The organism is Anabaena sp. WFMT, assembly GCF_051781005.1.
Classification (GTDB): Bacteria; Cyanobacteriota; Cyanobacteriia; order Cyanobacteriales; family Nostocaceae; genus Anabaena.
Map to the genome: position 1 here is coordinate 1 of NZ_JBPWOA010000010.1, position 18,767 is coordinate 18,767.

Genomic DNA, 18,767 nt, shown 5'->3' on the forward strand with positions numbered 1-18,767 from the left:
GTTAGGAGCGATGAAAAATATGCGGCTGCTTCCAAGATTTTTACCCCGTTCGTCAATTAACTGCAATGTCATTCCAGGACGCAATCGGGTTGCTTGCTGAACTGGTACGGAAATATTGACTTCTAGAGTTTGATTTTCGGTGATAGTTGCCAATTGAGTAGAGGTATCAACAAAATCACCGATTTTGATGGGGATATCGCCCACTTTCCCAGCAAAGGGGGCGGTAATTTTGTAGTATTTCAACTGGACTTGTTGCTGTTTGGTAGCTGCTTGAGCCTGCTGTACAGCTTTTTCGGCTTGAGAAATGGCAGCTTTTTGGGCTTGAATTTGGGCATCAATTGCATTCAAACTGGCTTTAGCTGTAGCTAGTTTATTAGCGTATTGATCCTGAGTTTGGCGAGATATCGCACCTTCCGCAGCTAGGTAAGAGTACCTTTGGTAGTCCAACTCGTTGAGCTTGACATCAGCTTGTTTGGATAAACGTTCAGCTTCTATGGATTTGAGAGTCGCTTTGGCATTTTCGAGTTGCGATCGCGCCGCCATTGCAGCTGCATCCACACCGCTAACTGCTGCTTTTTGTTCTTCCGCATCTATTTGCAGAATTGGTGTACCTGCTTTTACCTCATCCCCTGCTTGTACAAAAATCTGGCTAATTTGTCCTTGAATTCTGGGACGGAGAGTGACTGAACGCCGCGATCGCAGGTTAGCAATAAAATTGGAACTTTGTTCAATTGTGCTTGCTTTTAGGGAGGATAATTTTACTTGTACGCCAGGAGGTGCAGCAGCTGTAGCCACTGGGGGTTTTTGGCTGGGAGTTAGTACACGCCAAACTGCAATTCCTCCACCTGCTAATAGTAGAGTGAGCAATAGCCAAAGCCAAGGTCTTTTTGAGTGCGGTGACGGTGATTCAGCCTCAAAATCATTGTCTGAATCTAGAATAGGAGTTTGGTTTTCCAACGGGTTCATGTTTGAGCAATTTCCTGTAAATTAAGTTGAGTCAAAATAATTCCTCATTGATAAATTTTTTATCAACAGTTAGCTTTTACTAACTGTTGATATGTTTTTGAAAACCTCTAGATGGATGGATAACCAACAGAGGCGATCGCTTCTTTAATAGCCGTCTCTGATGCTTGAGTTTCTACACTGATAGTTTTGGTTTTTGTATCAGCTTTGACAGTGGCAGCAGCATCAACTTTTTGAATTGCTGTGTTGATAGTATTTACACAAGCTGAACAAGCTAATTTAGGGATAGTAAGTTGTACTGTCATCTCTAAAAACTCCTGATTTTTTTACTACTAAAGCGTGGTTTGTTTGAGTAAGTTTTTAATTTTTTTACTCAACCTGGAATTAGCTTAAATTCTCCATCTGCCTGGAGAGTCAAGAGGAAAAATAAAAAAATAACTACAGATAAAAATAGATACACACTGATAAATCATTACTGTTTATCTGTGTGCATCTGTGGTTTTATATAAAATTGGAATTTTTGTTCTTGTAATTAGTGAAAAGCTTTTGAAAGTATTATTTTTAGTAAAATCAAAAGTGTATAAGCAGCAATAAAACAACTTAATTCTTGAGAATTGCTGTAGCTACCATCAACCCCCATACAACACCAAAGCGAATTCTGGTTGCGCGATAAACCGCAAAATTTGCATCTTCAAGCAAGCGGTGAAATTCATTTTGGGTATAACACTGCTGATGAGCCGGATCGAAACTTTTAAGGATAATGTCACAGATTTTACAAGTTAAATAATCTCTACACCAATCTAGGATAATAACTTTACCATCAGGCTTAAGAACACGCCTCATCTCCTTTAATGCAGCAAGTGGATCATCAAAGTAGTGAAACGAATTAGCAGACACAATCACATCAAAAATATCATTGTCAAATGGCAAATTTGATGCACTTGCAATCTGGAATGATACTTGAGGATAAGCACTACATTTCTGTTTGGCGATCGCCAGCATTTTATCTGAAATATCTACCCCAAAAATCTGTTGTGATGAATACTCAGCCAGCAGCAAACGTTCAAACTCACCAGTCCCACAGGCAACATCAAGTATAGTATCTGTTGGTGATATCTCTGCCCAAGTTTTCAGAAAAGATAGTGTATTAGTTATATAACTTTTCCAACGTAGATCGTAAACAGAAGCTAACTGGTCATACTGGTTACGAACTATAGTTTCATTCATATTGTTTTTTGTAAAATTTATTCGTGTTCAATAATCGGACAAATAGTGGAATGAGAATCATCCGGCTTGATTTCCCAACCAGAAAGCAACCCTGATAATTCTTGTCTCAAAATCAGTAATTGCTGAATTTGATCATCAATAGCTTGTACTTTATCTTCTAGTTTAGTTTTGATATGCTCACAAGGTAATTCCCCTTCATCATGAACATTTAAAAATTCCTTAATCTCTGATAAGCTTAATCCTAAACTTTGAGCGCGTTTAATAAAGTGTAGTCGTTCCAAAACATCAGAGTTAAATAATCTAAAGCCGCCTTCTGTTCTTCCGGATGATTTGAGTAGACCAAGTTCTTCATAGTAGCGAATAGTTTTAATTGGTACTCCGCTGTCTTTGGCAACTACACCAATCTGTTTTGCTTCTGCTTGAGCTAACATACTTAGCAAATCCTTAGTGAAATATGATTACCGATCATATACTAAACTCTCCAGCGAACTAGAGAGTCAAGCATAAGCAGTATCATTCCGTCATTTTTATGAGAAATGAATTTGAGTGGACACCTTTTCTTCACTAGCGTCTGCGGCTTGGACGGAAATTGCACCACGAAACATATTCATGCCGCAGCTGAAACCATACTCACCTGGTTTTTCGGGTGTGAACTCAATTGAGGTTAATTGATTGACTGGTAAATCAGCAGCAATACCAAAATCAGGAATTAGCACTTTCGCAAGGCAATTACTGGGATTTTCGCGCAGAAAGTTGAGTTGTACTCTTTGCCCCGCTTGGACAATAACATGATTCGGTGCATATCCCTTATCTACATTGATGGTGGTTTTCTGAATTCTTTGCTCTACAGTTGTTTCATGCTCATCGATTGAACTAAAGGATTTGGGTTGTGGTTCTTTCATCGTTTTTTCTTCCTTTATGACTGTTGATTGAATGTCTGAAGCTTCGGCTTGAATTTCACCGCGAAACATATTCATGCCACAGGTAAAGAGATAAGTTCCAGCTTGTTTGGGTGTAAATTCCACAGTGGTTACTTGATTAAGCGGTAAATCTGCGGCAATGTGAAAGTCTGGAATCACAACTTGTTCTAAGCAACTACTGGGATCTTTGCGTTCAAATTTCAGCCTTACTGGTTTCCCTACTTGCACCACAATTCGACTAGGATCATATCCCCCATCAACAGTGACGGTTACTTCTTGGACATTTCCACCTGTTGCCACTGCTTTCTGAGACTTAGGTTTACTCAGCAAGAACCACCAAAGTTGTAGGCCAAGTAGTCCCAATCCGCCGAGGGTGACGGCTATCTTATTCTCTAATGGCTGTTCAATACGTTGAAATTGATTAGTTTGGACTGTTGCAGATGAGTGCGTATCGTGAGATTTTTGTGCTGCTGCTTCACCAGATGCAATTGATAATACAATTCCTAAACTGGCTATACTACCGATGAGTGCTGTTTTGTTTACCATTGAAAAACCTCCTACATGGATATAATTCGTGGTTCGTAATACTTCTCTACGTTCGCGTAGCGTGTCGGAGACAGACGCTCCGCGTAGCTTGCTTCCACGGAGTGGTACGGCTGCGCTCAGTACAAGTTCGTAATTAAGAAAGTCAGCTATGGTCTGAGTTTTAGGGATTGAAAGAGAATTGGTGTAAATTATTAGCTACACTAGCGTTCCTGAAATCACTCCCAGCAGAAATCCAAATCCTGCTAAAGTCCCGAAAAATATGGTTTGATTGAACATTGTTATTTCCTCTATCCCAGTGTTTTAGGTTGGAAGTTACGTAAACGCAGCGCATTAGTAACTACAGAAACCGAACTAAATGCCATTGCTGCACCGGCGATGATGGGGTTGAGTAACCAACCGAAGAAGGGGAAGAGAATCCCGGCGGCGATAGGAATACCAGCCACGTTGTAAATGAAGGCGAAGAATAAATTTTGGCGAATGTTGCGAATTGTGGCGCGGCTGAGTTGAATGGCTGTAACTATGCCTTGTAAATCGCCAGAGATTAAGGTAATGTCACTAGCAGCGATCGCCACATCTGTACCAGTCCCAATGGCAATTCCCACATCGGCTTGAGCTAAGGCTGGTGCATCATTGATACCATCACCAACCATTGCGACAATTTTGCCTTCTGCTTGTATTGCTTGCACTGTAGCAGCTTTTTGGTCAGGACGGACTTCTGCTAAGACTCTTTTAATACCAACCTCGCGCGCAATACTTTCTGCGGTGCGGCGGTTATCGCCTGTGAGCATGACAACTTCTAAACCAAGTTTTTGCAAAGCTCTCACAGCCTGGGTGGAAGTGGGTTTAATGGCATCAGCAATCCCCATTAATCCTTTGATTTCGCCGTCAATTGCCAACCAAACTGCTGTTTTACCTAAATATTCTAAGCGTTCTTTGTCTTGTTGCAAGGCTTGAGTGTTAATACTCAACTCTTCCATCCACCGTTGTGTACCAATTTGCACCAAACGGTTAGAAACAACACCTTGGACACCGCTACCTGCGATCGCTTCAAAATCTCTCACATCTGCTAATGGCACTTGCTGAAATTCGGCATATCTAACAACTGCTTCTGCCAAGGGGTGTTCCGAATTGCGTTCTAAGGATGCAGCTAGCTGTATCAGCTTAAGTTCGTTGCCGTTACGTGTACCGTCAACTGTGAGAAAATCTGTAACTGTGGGTTTACCTTGGGTAATTGTGCCTGTTTTGTCCAAGACAATGGTTTGAATTTGGTGTGCTATTTCTAAGCTTTCGGCTCCTTTAATTAAAATGCCGTTTTCTGCACCTTTACCTGTACCTACCATCACAGAAGTTGGTGTGGCTAAACCCAACGCACAAGGACAAGCGATAATTAACACCCCGACTGTGGTAATCAACGCCAAGGTGACATTGCCCATGATGTTGTACCAAATAATAAATGTGAGGATAGCGATCGCAATTACCGCAGGCACAAACCATCCAGTAACTTGGTCTGCTAATCTTTGAATGGGGGCTTTTGAGCCTTGAGCTTGCTGCACTAATTGGACAATCTGCGCCAGTACGGTATCTTTACCAACTCTTGTCGCCCGAAACTTAAAACTTCCAGTTTTGTTGATAGTAGCTCCGATGACTTCATCCCCTGGGTGCTTTTTCACGGGTAAACTTTCGCCAGTCACCATCGCTTCATCAACTGTGGATGTCCCGTCAACGACTTCGCCATCAACGGGAATTTTCTCCCCAGGACGCACCAGCACCACATCGCCAATTTGTACTTGTTCAATCGGTACATCTATTTCTCGTCCGTTGCGAATTAACCTTGCTGTTTTGGCCTGTAAACCAATCAGTTTACGGATAGCTTCTGAGGTTTGTCCTTTGGCGCGGTTTTCAAATAGTCGCCCTAGTAAAATTAGGGTAATGACTACAGCACAAGTTTCATAATATACATCTGGTTGTAGCCCCTGACTGATGAAGAAACTAGGAAATACTGTAGGGAATAGGGAATAGAAATATGCTGCACTTGTACCTAAAGCTATTAAGGTATCCATTGTCGCGGCATGACGCTTAAAAGCTTTCCAGCTATTAACGTAAAAAGAATAACCACACCAAAACTGTACAGGAGTGGTCAGAACTAATTGCACCCAAGGATTATGCAACCATGTGGGAATAAAAGGTAGGTTTAACCCTGTCATCATTGGTAGTGAGCCAATCACCAGCACAGTGCTAATGATTCCCCCTACTGTCACCTTTTGCTGCAAATTGCGGGATTCTTTCTGGCGATGTCTTTTTTCTTCATCATCTTCTCCCGCCATCAAGTTTTGTTCTTGCAGAGGATAGGCAGAATAACCTGCGGCATCTACTGCCTCTTGTATAGCTTGTAAATCTGTTTTTCTGGGGTCATAATCAACTCTTGCCTGTTCTGCCCCAAAATTCACACTACATTCATTCACACCTGGGACAGAACTAATAGCATCTTCAATACTTCTGGCGCAGGAAGCGCAACTCATACCGCGTAGTTTAAGTGTCGCATTCTCCATTTCAAAGCTCCAATTATCAAGTCGTTTTCAAGACTGATTTCATCTTGAATGCTCCAGTTCACTGGAGTGTCAAGGGGGTAAAGGAAAAAAATTGGAACTAGGCAGAAATCCCTTTCTCAACTAGCTTTGCGGCTATTTCTCATACATTAACCGAACTGGGGAAAAATTTCTGTTCAAGTCTCTTGACTCTCCAGTGAACTAAATATTTGAAGATAAACTCCAGCAAACAATAACCAGCTTGATCTAAAGTTCGGAAAGCTTTTGGAATGCGCTATTGGCAAAATTTGCCTATGGTTATACCATTTCAGCGGTTCTGGCATAGTTCAGCGTCGGACTTGTAATTCACTGGACTAACAGCTATGAGCATCATCCATCTACCCTCAACAAAAACCACTGTTTCAAAATCTCCTACTGTTTCAACCTTAATTCGTCCCCCTTCACCTTCTCTGTTAATTGCTTTCTTTAATGGAGCCGTACTGCCTATTCAAGCAGCAATTAATGCTCAGTTAGCTCGGTCAATAGGTTCTTTCCCTCTAGCTGGAGATATTTCCTACTTCGTAGGCACTATAGTTCTCGTAAGTCTTCTATTAACTGGCAAATTCGGACGACCAAATTGGTCTGCGTTACCCAAAGCACCTTGGTGGGCTTTCTTTGGCGGTGCTTTGGGAGCAACTTACGTAACGCTCAATACTCTCAGCATTCCTAAATTAGGTTTGACAAACACAACAATGGCTGTAGCATTTGGACAGATGCTGATGTCACTGATCATTGACCAGTTTGGTTTATTTGGGGTTATGAGTCATATCGTCAGTGCGCCCAGATTATTAGGAACTGGGCTTTTATTAGCCGCAGTTATACTTATACAATTAGATGCTAAACACAGCCTCTAACTGACCAATGATATATCTGATATCTGCAATAATTCAATCCATCATAGTTGAGATTTTCTTTGTTCATGGTTACTGAAGGATTTTATCGTCGTCCCTTACCTCCTCCTAGTATTTCTTTTGCTTCCCCACAGGGGCGACAAATCTTTCAAGAAGCGATCGCATTAGGTGGTATGGAGGGTTATTTTCCTCTGGCTGAACAATTCCATACTCAATCAGAGCCAGCTTTTTGCGGGTTAGGTACTTTAGTCATGGTTCTCAACGCCTTATCAATTGATCCTGGGCGAATTTGGAAAGGTGTATGGAGATGGTACGGTGAAGAATTTCTCGAATGTTGCCAACCACTGAGTGCAGTTAAAAATCAAGGCATTACTTTTGACGAATTTGTTTGTTTAGCGCGTTGCAATGGAGCTAAAGTAGAAGCCTATCGTTATGACCAAAGCAACCTACAAGAGTTCCGAGAAGCTGTTAAGCAAGCCACCTTTCTACCCCAAGGTTTACATTTAGTTGTTTGCTATTCACGACAAGTTGTAGGACAAACTGGGGATGGACACTTTTCTCCAGTAGGAGGATACCATCCAGAACGTGATCTTGTGTTGCTTTTAGATGTAGCTCGTTTTAAATACCCACCTCACTGGGTTCCCTTAAATGTTTTATGGAATGCTCTACAACCCATTGATACTGCAACTGGTAAGTGTCGTGGCTATATGCTTATTTCTAATAAGAATATTTCCAGTCAAAACTTTTTTTATGTAGGAGTTGATATACATCAATGGGTGATGATTGCACCTTATTTTAAGGTTATTGCACCAACTTTACTGGCTCAAGAACAGCCAGATTCATTATTTTCATTGCTGGATACGATATTAATAAATTTGCCACCAGAGTTAACTTCTGTTCTCTGCATTACTGGAGATAATCTATCAAATGAATTTTTTGAGATATGGTGCTGTTTATTGGAAGAAATTAAATCGCATCCTTTATGGACAGTTACTCAAAACGTACTATTGACTAGAAATTTCTCGGAAACTTCTGTTATAGGAAAGTGGCACCTCCAAGAGAAAAACTTAACTTATTTACTAACAATGTTTCTTTTATCTTGTCCAGAGGAAATTTATCAACCGCTAAATGAGCGTTTGCGTTCTCAGATATATCAACTCCGAGAAGTCGATAGGCTGCCGCCACTGATGCGTCAGGAAGTAGTTAGCTTAAAAGAACAAATATTAGCGTTACAGAATTTATTTCAAACATTATCAAATTAAATGTACAACAGTTTGCATATTTGTGTAATATCTGTAGAGACCTTATACATAAGGTCTCTACATTTCTTCCTGTTTAAGTTTTTTCTCTTTTAGATGAGTGTGTCTTCATACAGAATTGGTATTACCTCTGCCTTTCTGTTTGTTATAAACTAGACTTTTTTTGATAATAAAGTCTACATCACTTGAACAGAAATGTTGAATGTCGTTACAAAACTTTACATGATTAGATATAGTAGTCCTATCAAGGGTGAAAATGTCAACATTTCATAATATCTTCCATCCAATGAACATAACTGATTTGTTGACACATACAAGCTTGAAGATAGCGGAATTTATCTAACATTTTATTACCCCATTCTTGAGGAACAGATACAAGTTGTAAAATTAGATAAGCGATGAGACTGGCATAAATTTGTATGCCAATACCATTAACATTTTTGGTAATTAATGTATCTAGTTTTAGGTGCATATTTAAAAATTTCCATAACAATTCAACGCCCCAACGTAAACGGTAAATATCCCTGATTTCATCATCTGTAACTGCCGCTTCTCCATTCGCAGGTAAATTCGTGACTAAGCGAAATTCTGTTTTTGTTTCTAAATCACAAAAATTAATTACCCTGTAAGCGGGAGAATCGGTCGCTGAACCGATTTTTACTAATCCAGTTCCCGATTCAAATTCTAGTTTCCAATTATTCTTAATTCGCACTACAAAATATTTGTCTTTTTGCACTAATTCTTGCATAAAATTTAGTCCTGCAAAACCTCTATCCATTACCCTAACTGCATCTGGTGGTAAGTTAGACATCATTTCTGACCCAAATTTGTAATCATGATTATGACCAAAGTTTATCAAATTATCTTCTGGACTTCCTGTTGACAGATTAAGGGAACTAAAAAGTTTTACTTGATGATGTCCTAAAACCCATAGCAACTTACTTGTTAAGGTAATTACTGTAGAATCAATTGGACAAATGGCGTATTTATCATGTAACTTTTTGTGGGCTTTTTTCTGGACTACTTTATTCAATTGATGATAAATATTTTGGAATATTTCTTGAATTATGTGTGTGTTAGCCTTGGAAAATGTCGAAATTCTTACATCAATCCCTGTATTGTTTAATCTTTTAAATAAATCCCGCATACTTGTTAAACTATTATCCAAAGCATAAGCCAACCAACACTCAACGTAAAGACGGCTGTTCAAAACCGGATAATCATTTTTTGGCAAGGATTTGAGGATGTCTTTGACAATCTTGGGAAATGAATTTATAATCATAATCAAATCTATATTTTGAGATAGCTTGCCCAGATTTTAATATATTTTGGGCAATTTTTATCGCAGTTTTTTTAACATTCAACACTTCTGGCTCAATCCAAATTAAAACTTCCTGTTCCGAACCCAAAGAAGCAGATTTACCTGTTGCTGGATCATAGGCAAACCACCAGACATTACCTTGGCTATCGCGCCGTTCCCAAACTTCTGGTTCGGGTTCTTTATAGAGGAAGTCAACAAACCATCTCCAGAATTTTCCCAAAAATAATTGAATGCTGAATCGATTTTTGTGAGGTACTTTAGAATCAGAACTTGATGTCAATCTCTGATGTAACTGTTGTCTGCTTGTCATAAATAAATTCCCAGGTATAACTATTGAAAGGACAAAAAGTTATCCTTTCTTTTCGCAACTCAATAATTTAATTTTTAATGCTCCATTTAACTGGAGAGTCAAGAGATCACGAGAAAAACTTTTATGAAGCAAAATATAGTTATAAATTTGTATGAAGAAAATTAATTTGTAATTAATATCAAACAAATTTATACAAATTATTAAGATTGTATTCATAAGCTTGAATCTCCACCTAACAGGAGAGTTGACAATACTAGTAAAGTAATTGTTGGTGGAGATTATGACAAAACGTCAAATTGAGATATTTACAGCCAATTGTCCTCTTTGTGACGAAACAGTCCGTACAGTGCAAGAATTAGCTTGTTCAAATTGTGAAGTATTAGTCTATGATTTGCGTTTAAGTCAGGAGCAGCAGACTTATCTAGCGAAAGCTGAACATTATGGAGTTCAATCAGTACCAGCGATCGCTATCAACGGAGTGTTAGTGCTGACAGGTAAACCAACTCGTGACCAATTGCTAGCAGTGGGTGTGGGTCAACCCCTGAATTAAGCATGGATGTCAAACAAAGTCCAAACAGCGCGATTGCCTTTAGCAGTATCCTTCGGGTAATCGCATTTATTACTAGACCAGTAAGGATGCGATCGCCTTGATTATGTAAAGAAACGTGTACAAGAAGAATATTTCATCCTCTTTTCATCTCTATATGTAAATCTTAAATTATAGGTTTTTGTTGAAGATAAAACGATCTAGCTATTTGATTGGAAAGAAAATTAACTTAATTTTTGCAAGAAAAGTGAAACCAAAAAAGCTTGCATAATACTTGATGTCTGAGCAATTTTATTGAGTTTAATTTAAAATTTTTCGTCTCACAAGTTCCTCACAATCTCTCGATAATTTCATAAATATAAGTTGTCTTTAACTCTTAAAATGAGGTGGGGTTATGAAAACAAAAACATTGTTGTATGGCTTGGCTGGTCTATTAAGCACTAGTGCGCTCGCTGGATTAGTAATTTTAAATAACGCACAAGCTCAGGTTTCAAACTCAGAACATAATACTCATCACCAATCTACAGAAACTACTCCTCCTCCCCAAAGAGGGATGATGACTAATATGGATCAGCATTTCATTGAAAAGATGGTTCCCCATCACACTCAAGCAATAGAAATGGCTGATATCGCATTAAGTCGCGCTCAACACCCAGAAATTAAAAAGCTAGCTCAAGCTATTAAACAAGAACAAAACAGCGAAATTCAGCAAATGAAATCTTGGTATAAGGCATGGTACGGGAAAGAAGTACCTGTAACAGCCATGACTCGTCAAGAAATGATGGCAATGCATCAGCGTATGTGCCAACAGATGAACCCAGGCATGATGAAAATGCCGATGAACTGCAACATGATGGGTATGAATGTAGATTTGGCAGCATTGAAAAATGCACCAGATTTCGACAAAGAATTTGTCCGTCAGATGATTCCTCATCATCGCATGGCTCTAATGATGTCGCAGATGGCTACTAAAAAAGCTACCAAACCAGAAATTCGTAACTTAGCTCAGTCCATCATTAAAACTCAAACGGCTGAAATTAACCAGATGCAGCAGTGGTATCAGGTTTGGTATAAATCCAACCCTGAAGAAAGTTGAATTCCGGAGAGATTTTGACCTGACACGATTGATATCTGCTCTCAAGGAGGTCAATTATGTGGAATTTTTTTAGACGCAAGCGTCAACAAGATAGTGACAAGACTGCTGTAGACCCAATATGTGGCATGACTGTAGAAAAGGCTACAGCATTGAAGTCCGAGCGAGACGGACAGACTTACTATTTTTGCAGCCAGACTTGCCTGCATACTTTTGAATCACAACTAGCAGGATGAAGGAGTTCATTCAAAAATGACCAGAACTCACGAGCATCACGGACATAGACACGCAAGCATTGTACCCCAAGGTGGGATGGCAAAAGATCCTATTTGTGGCATGACAGTACCTAAAGCCACATCCTTGAAGACAGAACGAAGTGGACGCACTTACTATTTTTGTAGCCAAACTTGCTTAAACACATTTTTAGATCCTGAGAAGGAACTCAAATCTATGCGGACTCGCGTCACCATTGCGATGACGGGGGTACTATTTTTAGCAATTCTGCGAGCGGCTGCATTTTTGGGACTGGCAGCAGGTGTAAGTATCTTAAGCTGGGTGCCGATTTCTGCTCTACCCTGGTTCACCTGGGGAGTCTGGCTTTTTATCCTGGCTACCCCTGTGCAGTTCATTGGTGGCTGGTCATTTTACGTGGGAGCGTGGAATGCCATCAAAAGCCGCAATGTAAACATGGATTTCCTGATTGCTTTAGGAACCAGCGTTGCCTATTTCTATAGTGTGGCAGTGATTTTCTTTCCTAATGCTCTACCTGTTGGAGTTGAGGAACGTAGCGTTTATTTTGAAGTTTCTGCCGTCGTCATTGCCTTTGTTTTACTAGGCAAGTATATGGAAGAAATTATCAAAAAGAACTCATCGGCAGCAGTACGCAAACTTCTAGATTTAAAACCTGCCACCGCCAGAGTCATCCGAGATGGTATGGAGATGGAAATTCCGGCAGAGCAATTAATGGTGGATGAAACAGTTGTTGTCCGTCCGGGAGAAAAAGTACCGACGGATGGAATTGTGCTGGATGGATCTTCATCTGTAGATGAGTCAATGCTGACAGGGGAGTCACTACCAGTAGAGAAGCAAGCCGAATCTGCGGTGATTGGTGGTACTTTAAACAGAACCGGACTTTTCCGTTTTCGGGCGACTCGTGTGGGGGCGGAAACGGCTTTAGCTCAAATCATCAAAATTGTGGAGGAAGCCCAGACAAGTACGGCTCAAGTCCAACGGTTGGCGGATAAAGTGACGGGTTATTTTGTGCCTGCGGTTGTGGGAATTGCGGTACTGGCATTTCTCGGTTGGTTACTTGTCGGGAACTTTCCGCAAGCTTTACTGGCATTTATTGCTGTGTTAATTATTTCTTGTCCCTGTGCTTTGGGTATTGCTACTCCCGCCGCGTTGATGGTTGGTGTGGGTAAGGGAGCAGAAGCCGGGATTTTAATTCGGGGTGGGGAAATTTTAGAAAGGGCAGAAAAGCTCTCGACTGTCATTTTTGACAAAACTGGCACCTTGACTCGTGGTGAGCCTAGTGTAACGGATATTGTAGCTTTGGCAGAACGCCCAAACGATGAAATTCTCCGGTTGGCGGCGGCTGTAGAAGCGGGTTCAGAACATCCTTTGGGTGAAGCAATTGTGCGAGAAGCCAGACATCAGATGCTAGATATTCCCAAAGTGAATAATTTTGAAGCTATTCCCGGACATGGGATTCGGGGAGAAATTAATCGAGATAGGATTTTGCTTGGTAATCGCCGCTTGTTCCGCGAGCAAGGCTATCAAATTAATCCTGCAACAGAAGAGATACTGACTCGTTTGGAATCTGACGGTAAAACAGCCATGCTGGTTGGTTGTAATGGTTTGCTAATGGGGATTGTGGCAGTAGCCGACACCATCAAACCTGAAGCCAAGGAAGCGATCGCGGCTTTACGGCGGGAAAAAGTTAAAGTCGTGATGCTCACCGGAGACAATCAGCGTACTGCCGAAGCGATCGCCCGTCAACTGGGAATAGATAAGGTAATTGCAGAGGTATTACCCGGTGATAAAGCCCAAGTTGTCAAAGATATTCAACGACGCGGCGAAGTTGTGGCAATGGTGGGAGACGGTGTTAATGATGCACCCGCCTTAGCAACTGCTGACATTGGTATTGCGATTGGTTCTGGTGCAGATGTGGCCAAGGAAACAGGTGGGATCATTTTGGTGAAAAACGATGTGCGAGATGTTGTCACCTCGATTCGCCTATCTCGTGCCACGATGCTCAAAATCAAACAAAACCTATTTTGGGCGTTTATTTACAACGCCATTGGCATTCCTATTGCTGCCTTCGGTTTTCTCAACCCAATTATTGCCGCAGCTGCGATGGCTATGAGTTCCTTGTCAGTGATTGTTAATTCATCCTTATTGAAAGGATTTAAGTTATCTAGCACATAGTTCTATAAAAGGAGGTTTTTATGATTCATCAACACAAACATTATTCCTTCCAGCTTGATAACCTGTCTGTAAACCAGGCACTATTTATTATCTTCACTGTTAGTGTTTTTTTACTGCTAGCTGTTTCTCGCTCACCTCTAGTTTCTATCTTTCTTTACACCCTACCACTGGTCTTTATTTTGATGTCCCTTCCTATCTCACTTACGTTTTTTAGAAGAAAGCCAGTAACAAATAATTCACCCTTAATGTTGCCGCCAGCTAAAAAGCTGATTTCGCTGTAGAGATAGACAATTAGAGAATTTCAATTACTACAAATTAAGAAAACATGGCTCACCAACACAATCATCAATCCAGCACAAGAATATCAGTTGTCAAAATCGTATTGTTTGTCTTTCTCGCCATTATTGCCTTCTTTCTCATAGCAGAACATTGGGCCCATATACTTGGCCTTCCACCACTATTCTTACTTCTGGGACTTTGTATAATTATGCACTTATTTATGCACGGTGGACATGGCGGACATGGGGGAGGCGGTGGAAGCAATAACCAATCTCAATAAAGGCAATTAGCACAAAATAACTAATACTTCACCACAAGAAAGGAAAATGAATTATGAAAGATATCCCTGCTTATGGTCTTTGGTCTTTAGTAATTATCAATTCACTGATATTTATCATTTTTGCCTTCAGCTTCACAAAGCCAAAAAGTCCTCGTGATTGGCGTTCATTTGGTGCTTTCTCAGCTTTTATTGTCGCGTTATTTACGGAAATGTATGGGTTTCCATTGACCCTTTACTTACTATCAGGTTGGCTACAAACTCGCTTTCCCAAACTGGATATTTTCTCCCATGATGCCGGACATCTCTGGTGGACATTGCTGGGTTGGAAAGGCGATCCCCACTTAAACCCAATTCACCTTTTAAGTAACGTGTTTATTTTTGGTGGACTCATCTATCTTGGCTCTGCCTGGGAAGTCCTTTACAAAGCCCAGCGCAGTCACACGCTGGCGACTTCTGGGCCTTATGCAACAATTCGTCATCCCCAATATGTAGCTTTTATCCTCATCATGTTCGGATTCCTGCTTCAGTGGCCCACAATCTTAACGCTGTTGATGTTCCCAGTGCTGGTGTGGATGTATACACGACTAGCACGCCAAGAAGAACGTGAGGTGCGAGCAGAATTTGGTGCAGAGTACGATCGCTATGCCAGCAATACACCAGCTTTTTTCCCTCGTCTGGGAGATACTATTAAGAGAAGTAATACCTAAAAGGGAGAACTAAGTAAGTGAAAAGACAGGAAAGAATCAAAATCCTGTTTAATCGTCAAAACGCCTTTGCATTGGTAATTTTGCTCCTATGTTTAGCCGTCTGTTATTGGCTACTAAATCCCCAGGTAAATATATTAACACCAGAAGGATTTAGACAAACTGTAAAAAATTTAGGGTTACTTGGCCCATTTGTCTATATTGGTATCTTGGCTTTATCTGTAGTTATTAGTCCTATTCCCAGTGCGCCACTCGCAGTTATAGCTGGCACTATTTGGGGGACATTGATGGCAGGAATATACAGCATCATAGGAGGTTTTATCGGTGGTTTAATTGCTTATTTTTTGGGTCGAACTTTGGGGCGATCGGCCATTAAAGCTTTAACTGGTAAGATAATTTATTTCTCGAAAAACAGAGGAGAGACCTATCTTAGCTGGGTAATTTTTATTACTCGGATGCTGCCAATATTTTCTTTTGATTTGATTAGCTATGCTGCGGGAATTGCTGGTCTTTCTCTTCCTAAATATGCCCTGGCTACTTTTTTAGGCATGATTCCCTCAACATTTTTACTGACCTACATGGGAGGAGCATTAAGGGTAGGCACACCTTTAGGAATTGCTATTTCGATTATTTTACTGATTGTAATTATAGTGTTGCCTTGGTTGATTCGACGTTATAACTGGCTAGACCTTAGAGATGTTGTGCGTGTGGAATAAATATATATTTTTTTGATTTATAGGACTTACGCACGAGCTATGGAATAAACGAACCACAGAGGCACAGAGGACACGGAAGAATGAGGGTTTGAGAGATATAGCAGGTGACAGGTGACTCTTGACAGGTGACAGAGTTAAAAGGCTTTTACTGTCTACGTTTTATCATCTGTTGATGTCCTAACCACCTTGGCTGTTGCTATATTTTGCGTAAGTCCTGATTGATTAAAAACTTAAATTTTTTCGATTGCAATTATTCAAGCTTTCTACTCAGTTAATCAGAGGTGAATTATGCTATCGCAAAATCATCATCGAGAAAATCAACATAAGGTCAAAAGTTTATGAAAGTGGTATTCGTCAAGGAGCGCCTGAAGCCATTCATGTTGCAGACCGTTTTCACTTATTGCAGAACTTAGCTGAAACACTTAACCAAGTTTTCGCTACACATCATCAAGCTCTCAAAGCCGTCGATGAAGCACACAATCTTTCATCAATAACCCAAACTGATGGCACTGTGGTTGTACGAGTATCACGACCAAGCCGTGAACAACAGGCACTACAATTAGCAGAAGAACGTCGTGCTAGGCGAGTTGCTATCCATAGCTTCTTGGCACGCTTGTGTTATTCCTACATGTTCTTAAACATATAGTTTTTTGTACCAGTGCGTTTCCAGATTCAAGCCAGAAAAACCACGGCTTTGGGGTTATAATTTATGATATCAATCTTAGCTATCATGACTGCCAACAAGACCCCACCCAGCGAGATGATTCGCGTGCCTACTGTACTAATTTCTGTAGTACGCAACTTAGCAAAAATACACCGTGACGGTCATACAACAGCGTTACTGCAAGGCTTACAGGAAGTGATATCGCGTTTTGATAGCAGCGTTAAACTGGAAGCAACCACCGAATTACAGCAGGTGGAGGAAAAACTTTTGGAAATGGAAACGCACCTTTGCCAGCAAGATCAACTGGTGTCCACTAAACTGGAAGTCCTTGGTAAACAATTGGAAAAAATAGAACGGGCGCTTGCTTCTGGCAAATACGGTAGTCAAGCCCGTAGTAGCAGATCCGCATACCCATATCAACAACAACCAGTTGAAATAAAATCTTTTGCTCCTGAGAATTTAGCGCAACGATTGGGTGTCACTGCTCAAAGTTTGATTACAGAGCGCGAAAGCAAGAGTGAAAAAGAATTTATTAGTTGGTCGAGGAATCGTGACCCGATGAGCTTGGGGTGGACATTTCAGGAGCAAGACGGATTATATTATCCGGTTAGGCAGTAGTAGTCTCTACTTCTGTTTCAGAATCTCGCCTAACTCTAGACGTGCTAAATAAAATTTCATTAACAGTTAAATGAAGGACAAATCGTCCAAAATACTCAGGTCGGGAATTGGGGGCTGGAAGAAAGACTTCCCTTCCCCCAGGAGATGGCCTTTGGTAAAAAGTTTACTGTGAAGATTGCGGTACAAAAAACCCAATTGGCTGTTTATTTGAATGACACTTTTCTCTCTCATTACCAACATCGTGTCCAACCGGCGGAAATTGATAGTCTGCGATTAATCTGTACTCAAGGTAATCTGCAAGTTTTGTCGGTCAACATATCTGAGCCAGTAGTTAAAAATGATGATCCTCACTCTGATCTCGATATTGACCAATGATTCTAATGGATATGTTATTCGCGATGCTCAACGACGGTTGTTGTACTGAGTTATGGTTGAAATACTGATATGAATGCTTATTGCAAACTGTAAATTGGAGCTTTTTTACCCACTGCAACTGTTGCAAAAACTACCAACGCTGTGATGATAGTTGGTGTTGTCATCTGCTCTTGCAGAAATAATACTGAAGCAAAAATAGTCAGAAAAGGTTGCAAAAGTTGCATTTGACTGACTCGCACCACCCCGCCAATTGCCAGCGCATGATACCAGGCAAAAAAGCCAAGAAACATACTAAACACACTGACATAGCCAAAGCCTAACCATGCTTGTAATGAGGCGTGAAGTCCATGTTGAGCGATTGCAATAGCAACGGGAACTGTCAAAGGAATAGCAGACAAGACCAATGCCCAGCAAATCACCTGCCATCCGCCCAATTCACGCGATAAACGTCCACCCTCGGCATAACCCACAGCCGCAGCAATAACCGCACCGAGTAAAGCCAAATCAGTAATCTGTAATCTTCCACCTCCAGTTATGACTGCAAAGCCGACAACTACCGTACTGCCAATACCACTACATAACCAGAATTTGGTCGAAGGACGCTCGCCTGTTCTCAATGCACCAACAATGGCAGTAGCTAATGGTAAAATGCCTACTATGATTGCCCCATGAGATGCAGGTAGAGAGCGCATTGCCCAAGCTGATAGCAGAGGAAACCCCACAATTACACCTAAAGCCACAACAACTAAACTGGATAAATGCCGCCGTAATGGTATGGGTTGCCGAGTCACCTTCAATAACAAAGCTGCCAAAATAGATGCTACTACCGCACGCCCTAACCCCACAAAGGTAGAGTCCAATTCAGCTACTGCAAGGCGTGTTGACGGAAGTGTCAAACTAAATATTAAAACACCCAGAAAACCATAAGCTAAACCCAATGTTTCTGCATCTATGCTTTCATTGGTTTTATGGTTACGGACAAATTGATTGCCAGACTTGATTTTCATTTTTTATCTTGAAGAAGTTAGGGAATAGAAAATAAGCCTTCTCTGTTCCCTTGTAATTTGCGTTTTACCTTACAC

Annotated in this window: 20 protein-coding genes and 1 pseudogene; 12 read left to right on the forward strand and 9 right to left on the reverse strand. The window is 40.8% G+C overall.

Annotation, left to right across the window (positions count from 1 at the left end; translation table 11 throughout):
• The 6 genes from ACSQ6I_RS07130 to ACSQ6I_RS07155 all read right to left on the reverse strand — a co-directional run.
• Positions 1–966: efflux RND transporter periplasmic adaptor subunit (locus tag ACSQ6I_RS07130; RefSeq protein WP_438889684.1), on the reverse strand; the 966-nt coding region annotated here is incomplete at its 3' end.
• A 107-nt stretch (positions 967–1,073) separates the two neighbouring features.
• Positions 1,074–1,268 (reverse strand): heavy-metal-associated domain-containing protein, encoded by a 195-nt coding sequence (locus tag ACSQ6I_RS07135; RefSeq protein WP_127055478.1) that lies wholly within the window; start codon positions 1,266–1,268, stop codon positions 1,074–1,076.
• Between the two features lie 295 nt (positions 1,269–1,563).
• On the reverse strand, positions 1,564–2,190 hold the full coding sequence (locus ACSQ6I_RS07140; protein WP_438889685.1) for a class I SAM-dependent methyltransferase: 627 nt from the start codon (positions 2,188–2,190) through the stop codon (positions 1,564–1,566).
• A 17-nt stretch (positions 2,191–2,207) separates the two neighbouring features.
• A complete protein-coding gene (locus ACSQ6I_RS07145) occupies positions 2,208–2,621 on the reverse strand; it encodes a heavy metal-responsive transcriptional regulator (RefSeq protein ID WP_127055476.1) in 414 nt (137 codons plus the stop codon).
• A gap of 96 nt (positions 2,622–2,717) precedes the next feature.
• Positions 2,718–3,656, reverse strand: coding sequence for a cupredoxin domain-containing protein (locus tag ACSQ6I_RS07150; RefSeq protein WP_127055475.1), 939 nt, complete (start codon positions 3,654–3,656; stop codon positions 2,718–2,720).
• Between the two features lie 287 nt (positions 3,657–3,943).
• Positions 3,944–6,205: a heavy metal translocating P-type ATPase gene (locus ACSQ6I_RS07155; RefSeq protein WP_127055474.1), complete on the reverse strand. Its 2,262-nt coding sequence runs from the start codon at positions 6,203–6,205 to the stop codon at positions 3,944–3,946.
• Between the two features lie 359 nt (positions 6,206–6,564).
• Between ACSQ6I_RS07155 and ACSQ6I_RS07160 the strand changes: the two genes are divergently transcribed.
• Both ACSQ6I_RS07160 and ACSQ6I_RS07165 read left to right on the forward strand, forming a co-directional pair.
• Positions 6,565–7,095 carry a DMT family transporter gene (locus tag ACSQ6I_RS07160; RefSeq protein WP_127055473.1) on the forward strand — a complete coding sequence of 177 codons (531 nt, stop codon included), beginning with the start codon at positions 6,565–6,567 and terminating at the stop codon, positions 7,093–7,095.
• 65 nt (positions 7,096–7,160) lie between these two features.
• Positions 7,161–8,354 (forward strand): phytochelatin synthase family protein, encoded by a 1,194-nt coding sequence (locus tag ACSQ6I_RS07165; RefSeq protein WP_127055472.1) that lies wholly within the window; start codon positions 7,161–7,163, stop codon positions 8,352–8,354.
• A 256-nt stretch (positions 8,355–8,610) separates the two neighbouring features.
• Here the strand turns inward: ACSQ6I_RS07165 and ACSQ6I_RS07170 are convergent, their stop codons facing one another.
• Positions 8,611–9,633, reverse strand: coding sequence for an IS4 family transposase (locus ACSQ6I_RS07170; RefSeq protein ID WP_438889686.1), 1,023 nt, complete (start codon positions 9,631–9,633; stop codon positions 8,611–8,613).
• Positions 9,572–9,982: a hypothetical protein gene (locus ACSQ6I_RS07175; RefSeq protein ID WP_190648982.1), complete on the reverse strand. Its 411-nt coding sequence runs from the start codon at positions 9,980–9,982 to the stop codon at positions 9,572–9,574. Before ACSQ6I_RS07175 ends, ACSQ6I_RS07170 begins: the two co-directional genes overlap by 62 nt.
• Before the next feature lie 280 nt (positions 9,983–10,262).
• Between ACSQ6I_RS07175 and ACSQ6I_RS07180 the strand changes: the two genes are divergently transcribed.
• From ACSQ6I_RS07180 to ACSQ6I_RS07225, 10 genes and pseudogenes are all read left to right on the forward strand, one after another.
• Positions 10,263–10,532, forward strand: a complete 270-nt coding sequence (locus ACSQ6I_RS07180) for a thioredoxin family protein (RefSeq protein WP_127055470.1) — start codon at positions 10,263–10,265, stop codon at positions 10,530–10,532.
• A gap of 391 nt (positions 10,533–10,923) precedes the next feature.
• Positions 10,924–11,625: a DUF305 domain-containing protein gene (locus tag ACSQ6I_RS07185; protein ID WP_127055469.1), complete on the forward strand. Its 702-nt coding sequence runs from the start codon at positions 10,924–10,926 to the stop codon at positions 11,623–11,625.
• A 56-nt stretch (positions 11,626–11,681) separates the two neighbouring features.
• The gene (locus ACSQ6I_RS07190; RefSeq protein ID WP_127055468.1) at positions 11,682–11,858 is read left to right on the forward strand and encodes a YHS domain-containing protein; all 177 of its coding nucleotides are present in this window, start codon (positions 11,682–11,684) and stop codon (positions 11,856–11,858) included.
• A 16-nt stretch (positions 11,859–11,874) separates the two neighbouring features.
• The gene (locus ACSQ6I_RS07195) at positions 11,875–14,049 is read left to right on the forward strand and encodes a heavy metal translocating P-type ATPase (protein ID WP_190648985.1); all 2,175 of its coding nucleotides are present in this window, start codon (positions 11,875–11,877) and stop codon (positions 14,047–14,049) included.
• 325 nt (positions 14,050–14,374) lie between these two features.
• Positions 14,375–14,608 (forward strand): DUF2933 domain-containing protein, encoded by a 234-nt coding sequence (locus ACSQ6I_RS07200; protein ID WP_045873715.1) that lies wholly within the window; start codon positions 14,375–14,377, stop codon positions 14,606–14,608.
• Between the two features lie 53 nt (positions 14,609–14,661).
• Positions 14,662–15,315, forward strand: coding sequence for a methyltransferase family protein (locus tag ACSQ6I_RS07205; protein ID WP_127055467.1), 654 nt, complete (start codon positions 14,662–14,664; stop codon positions 15,313–15,315).
• A 17-nt stretch (positions 15,316–15,332) separates the two neighbouring features.
• A complete protein-coding gene (locus ACSQ6I_RS07210) occupies positions 15,333–16,028 on the forward strand; it encodes a TVP38/TMEM64 family protein (protein ID WP_127055466.1) in 696 nt (231 codons plus the stop codon).
• Between the two features lie 325 nt (positions 16,029–16,353).
• A pseudogene (locus tag ACSQ6I_RS07215) lies at positions 16,354–16,626 on the forward strand (transposase); the annotation flags it as partial.
• 111 nt (positions 16,627–16,737) lie between these two features.
• Entirely contained in the window at positions 16,738–17,310 is a 573-nt protein-coding gene (locus ACSQ6I_RS07220; protein ID WP_190714961.1) for a hypothetical protein, read from the forward strand.
• Positions 17,311–17,454: 144 nt separating this feature from the next.
• Positions 17,455–17,685: a hypothetical protein gene (locus ACSQ6I_RS07225; RefSeq protein WP_438889688.1), complete on the forward strand. Its 231-nt coding sequence runs from the start codon at positions 17,455–17,457 to the stop codon at positions 17,683–17,685.
• 77 nt (positions 17,686–17,762) lie between these two features.
• On the opposite strand, the gene ACSQ6I_RS07230 is transcribed toward ACSQ6I_RS07225, so the two are convergent.
• On the reverse strand, positions 17,763–18,692 hold the full coding sequence (locus ACSQ6I_RS07230) for a DMT family transporter (protein WP_438889689.1): 930 nt from the start codon (positions 18,690–18,692) through the stop codon (positions 17,763–17,765).
• Between the last annotated feature and the right edge of the window lie 75 nt (positions 18,693–18,767).

Bases quoted from the DNA above. Each gene is read 5' to 3' on its own strand.
- ACSQ6I_RS07135 (WP_127055478.1), bottom strand. From the start codon at position 1,268: ATGACAGTACAACTTACTATCCCTAAATTAGCTTGTTCAGCTTGTGTA.
- ACSQ6I_RS07140 (WP_438889685.1), bottom strand. From the start codon at position 2,190: ATGAATGAAACTATAGTTCGTAACCAGTATGACCAGTTAGCTTCTGTT.
- ACSQ6I_RS07145 (WP_127055476.1), bottom strand. From the start codon at position 2,621: ATGTTAGCTCAAGCAGAAGCAAAACAGATTGGTGTAGTTGCCAAAGAC.
- ACSQ6I_RS07150 (WP_127055475.1), bottom strand. From the start codon at position 3,656: ATGGTAAACAAAACAGCACTCATCGGTAGTATAGCCAGTTTAGGAATT.
- ACSQ6I_RS07155 (WP_127055474.1), bottom strand. From the start codon at position 6,205: ATGGAGAATGCGACACTTAAACTACGCGGTATGAGTTGCGCTTCCTGC.
- ACSQ6I_RS07160 (WP_127055473.1), top strand. From the start codon at position 6,565: ATGAGCATCATCCATCTACCCTCAACAAAAACCACTGTTTCAAAATCT.
- ACSQ6I_RS07165 (WP_127055472.1), top strand. From the start codon at position 7,161: ATGGTTACTGAAGGATTTTATCGTCGTCCCTTACCTCCTCCTAGTATT.
- ACSQ6I_RS07170 (WP_438889686.1), bottom strand. From the start codon at position 9,633: ATGATTATAAATTCATTTCCCAAGATTGTCAAAGACATCCTCAAATCC.
- ACSQ6I_RS07175 (WP_190648982.1), bottom strand. From the start codon at position 9,982: ATGACAAGCAGACAACAGTTACATCAGAGATTGACATCAAGTTCTGAT.
- ACSQ6I_RS07180 (WP_127055470.1), top strand. From the start codon at position 10,263: ATGACAAAACGTCAAATTGAGATATTTACAGCCAATTGTCCTCTTTGT.
- ACSQ6I_RS07185 (WP_127055469.1), top strand. From the start codon at position 10,924: ATGAAAACAAAAACATTGTTGTATGGCTTGGCTGGTCTATTAAGCACT.
- ACSQ6I_RS07190 (WP_127055468.1), top strand. From the start codon at position 11,682: ATGTGGAATTTTTTTAGACGCAAGCGTCAACAAGATAGTGACAAGACT.
- ACSQ6I_RS07195 (WP_190648985.1), top strand. From the start codon at position 11,875: ATGACCAGAACTCACGAGCATCACGGACATAGACACGCAAGCATTGTA.
- ACSQ6I_RS07200 (WP_045873715.1), top strand. From the start codon at position 14,375: ATGGCTCACCAACACAATCATCAATCCAGCACAAGAATATCAGTTGTC.
- ACSQ6I_RS07205 (WP_127055467.1), top strand. From the start codon at position 14,662: ATGAAAGATATCCCTGCTTATGGTCTTTGGTCTTTAGTAATTATCAAT.
- ACSQ6I_RS07220 (WP_190714961.1), top strand. From the start codon at position 16,738: ATGATATCAATCTTAGCTATCATGACTGCCAACAAGACCCCACCCAGC.
- ACSQ6I_RS07225 (WP_438889688.1), top strand. From the start codon at position 17,455: ATGGCCTTTGGTAAAAAGTTTACTGTGAAGATTGCGGTACAAAAAACC.
- ACSQ6I_RS07230 (WP_438889689.1), bottom strand. From the start codon at position 18,692: ATGAAAATCAAGTCTGGCAATCAATTTGTCCGTAACCATAAAACCAAT.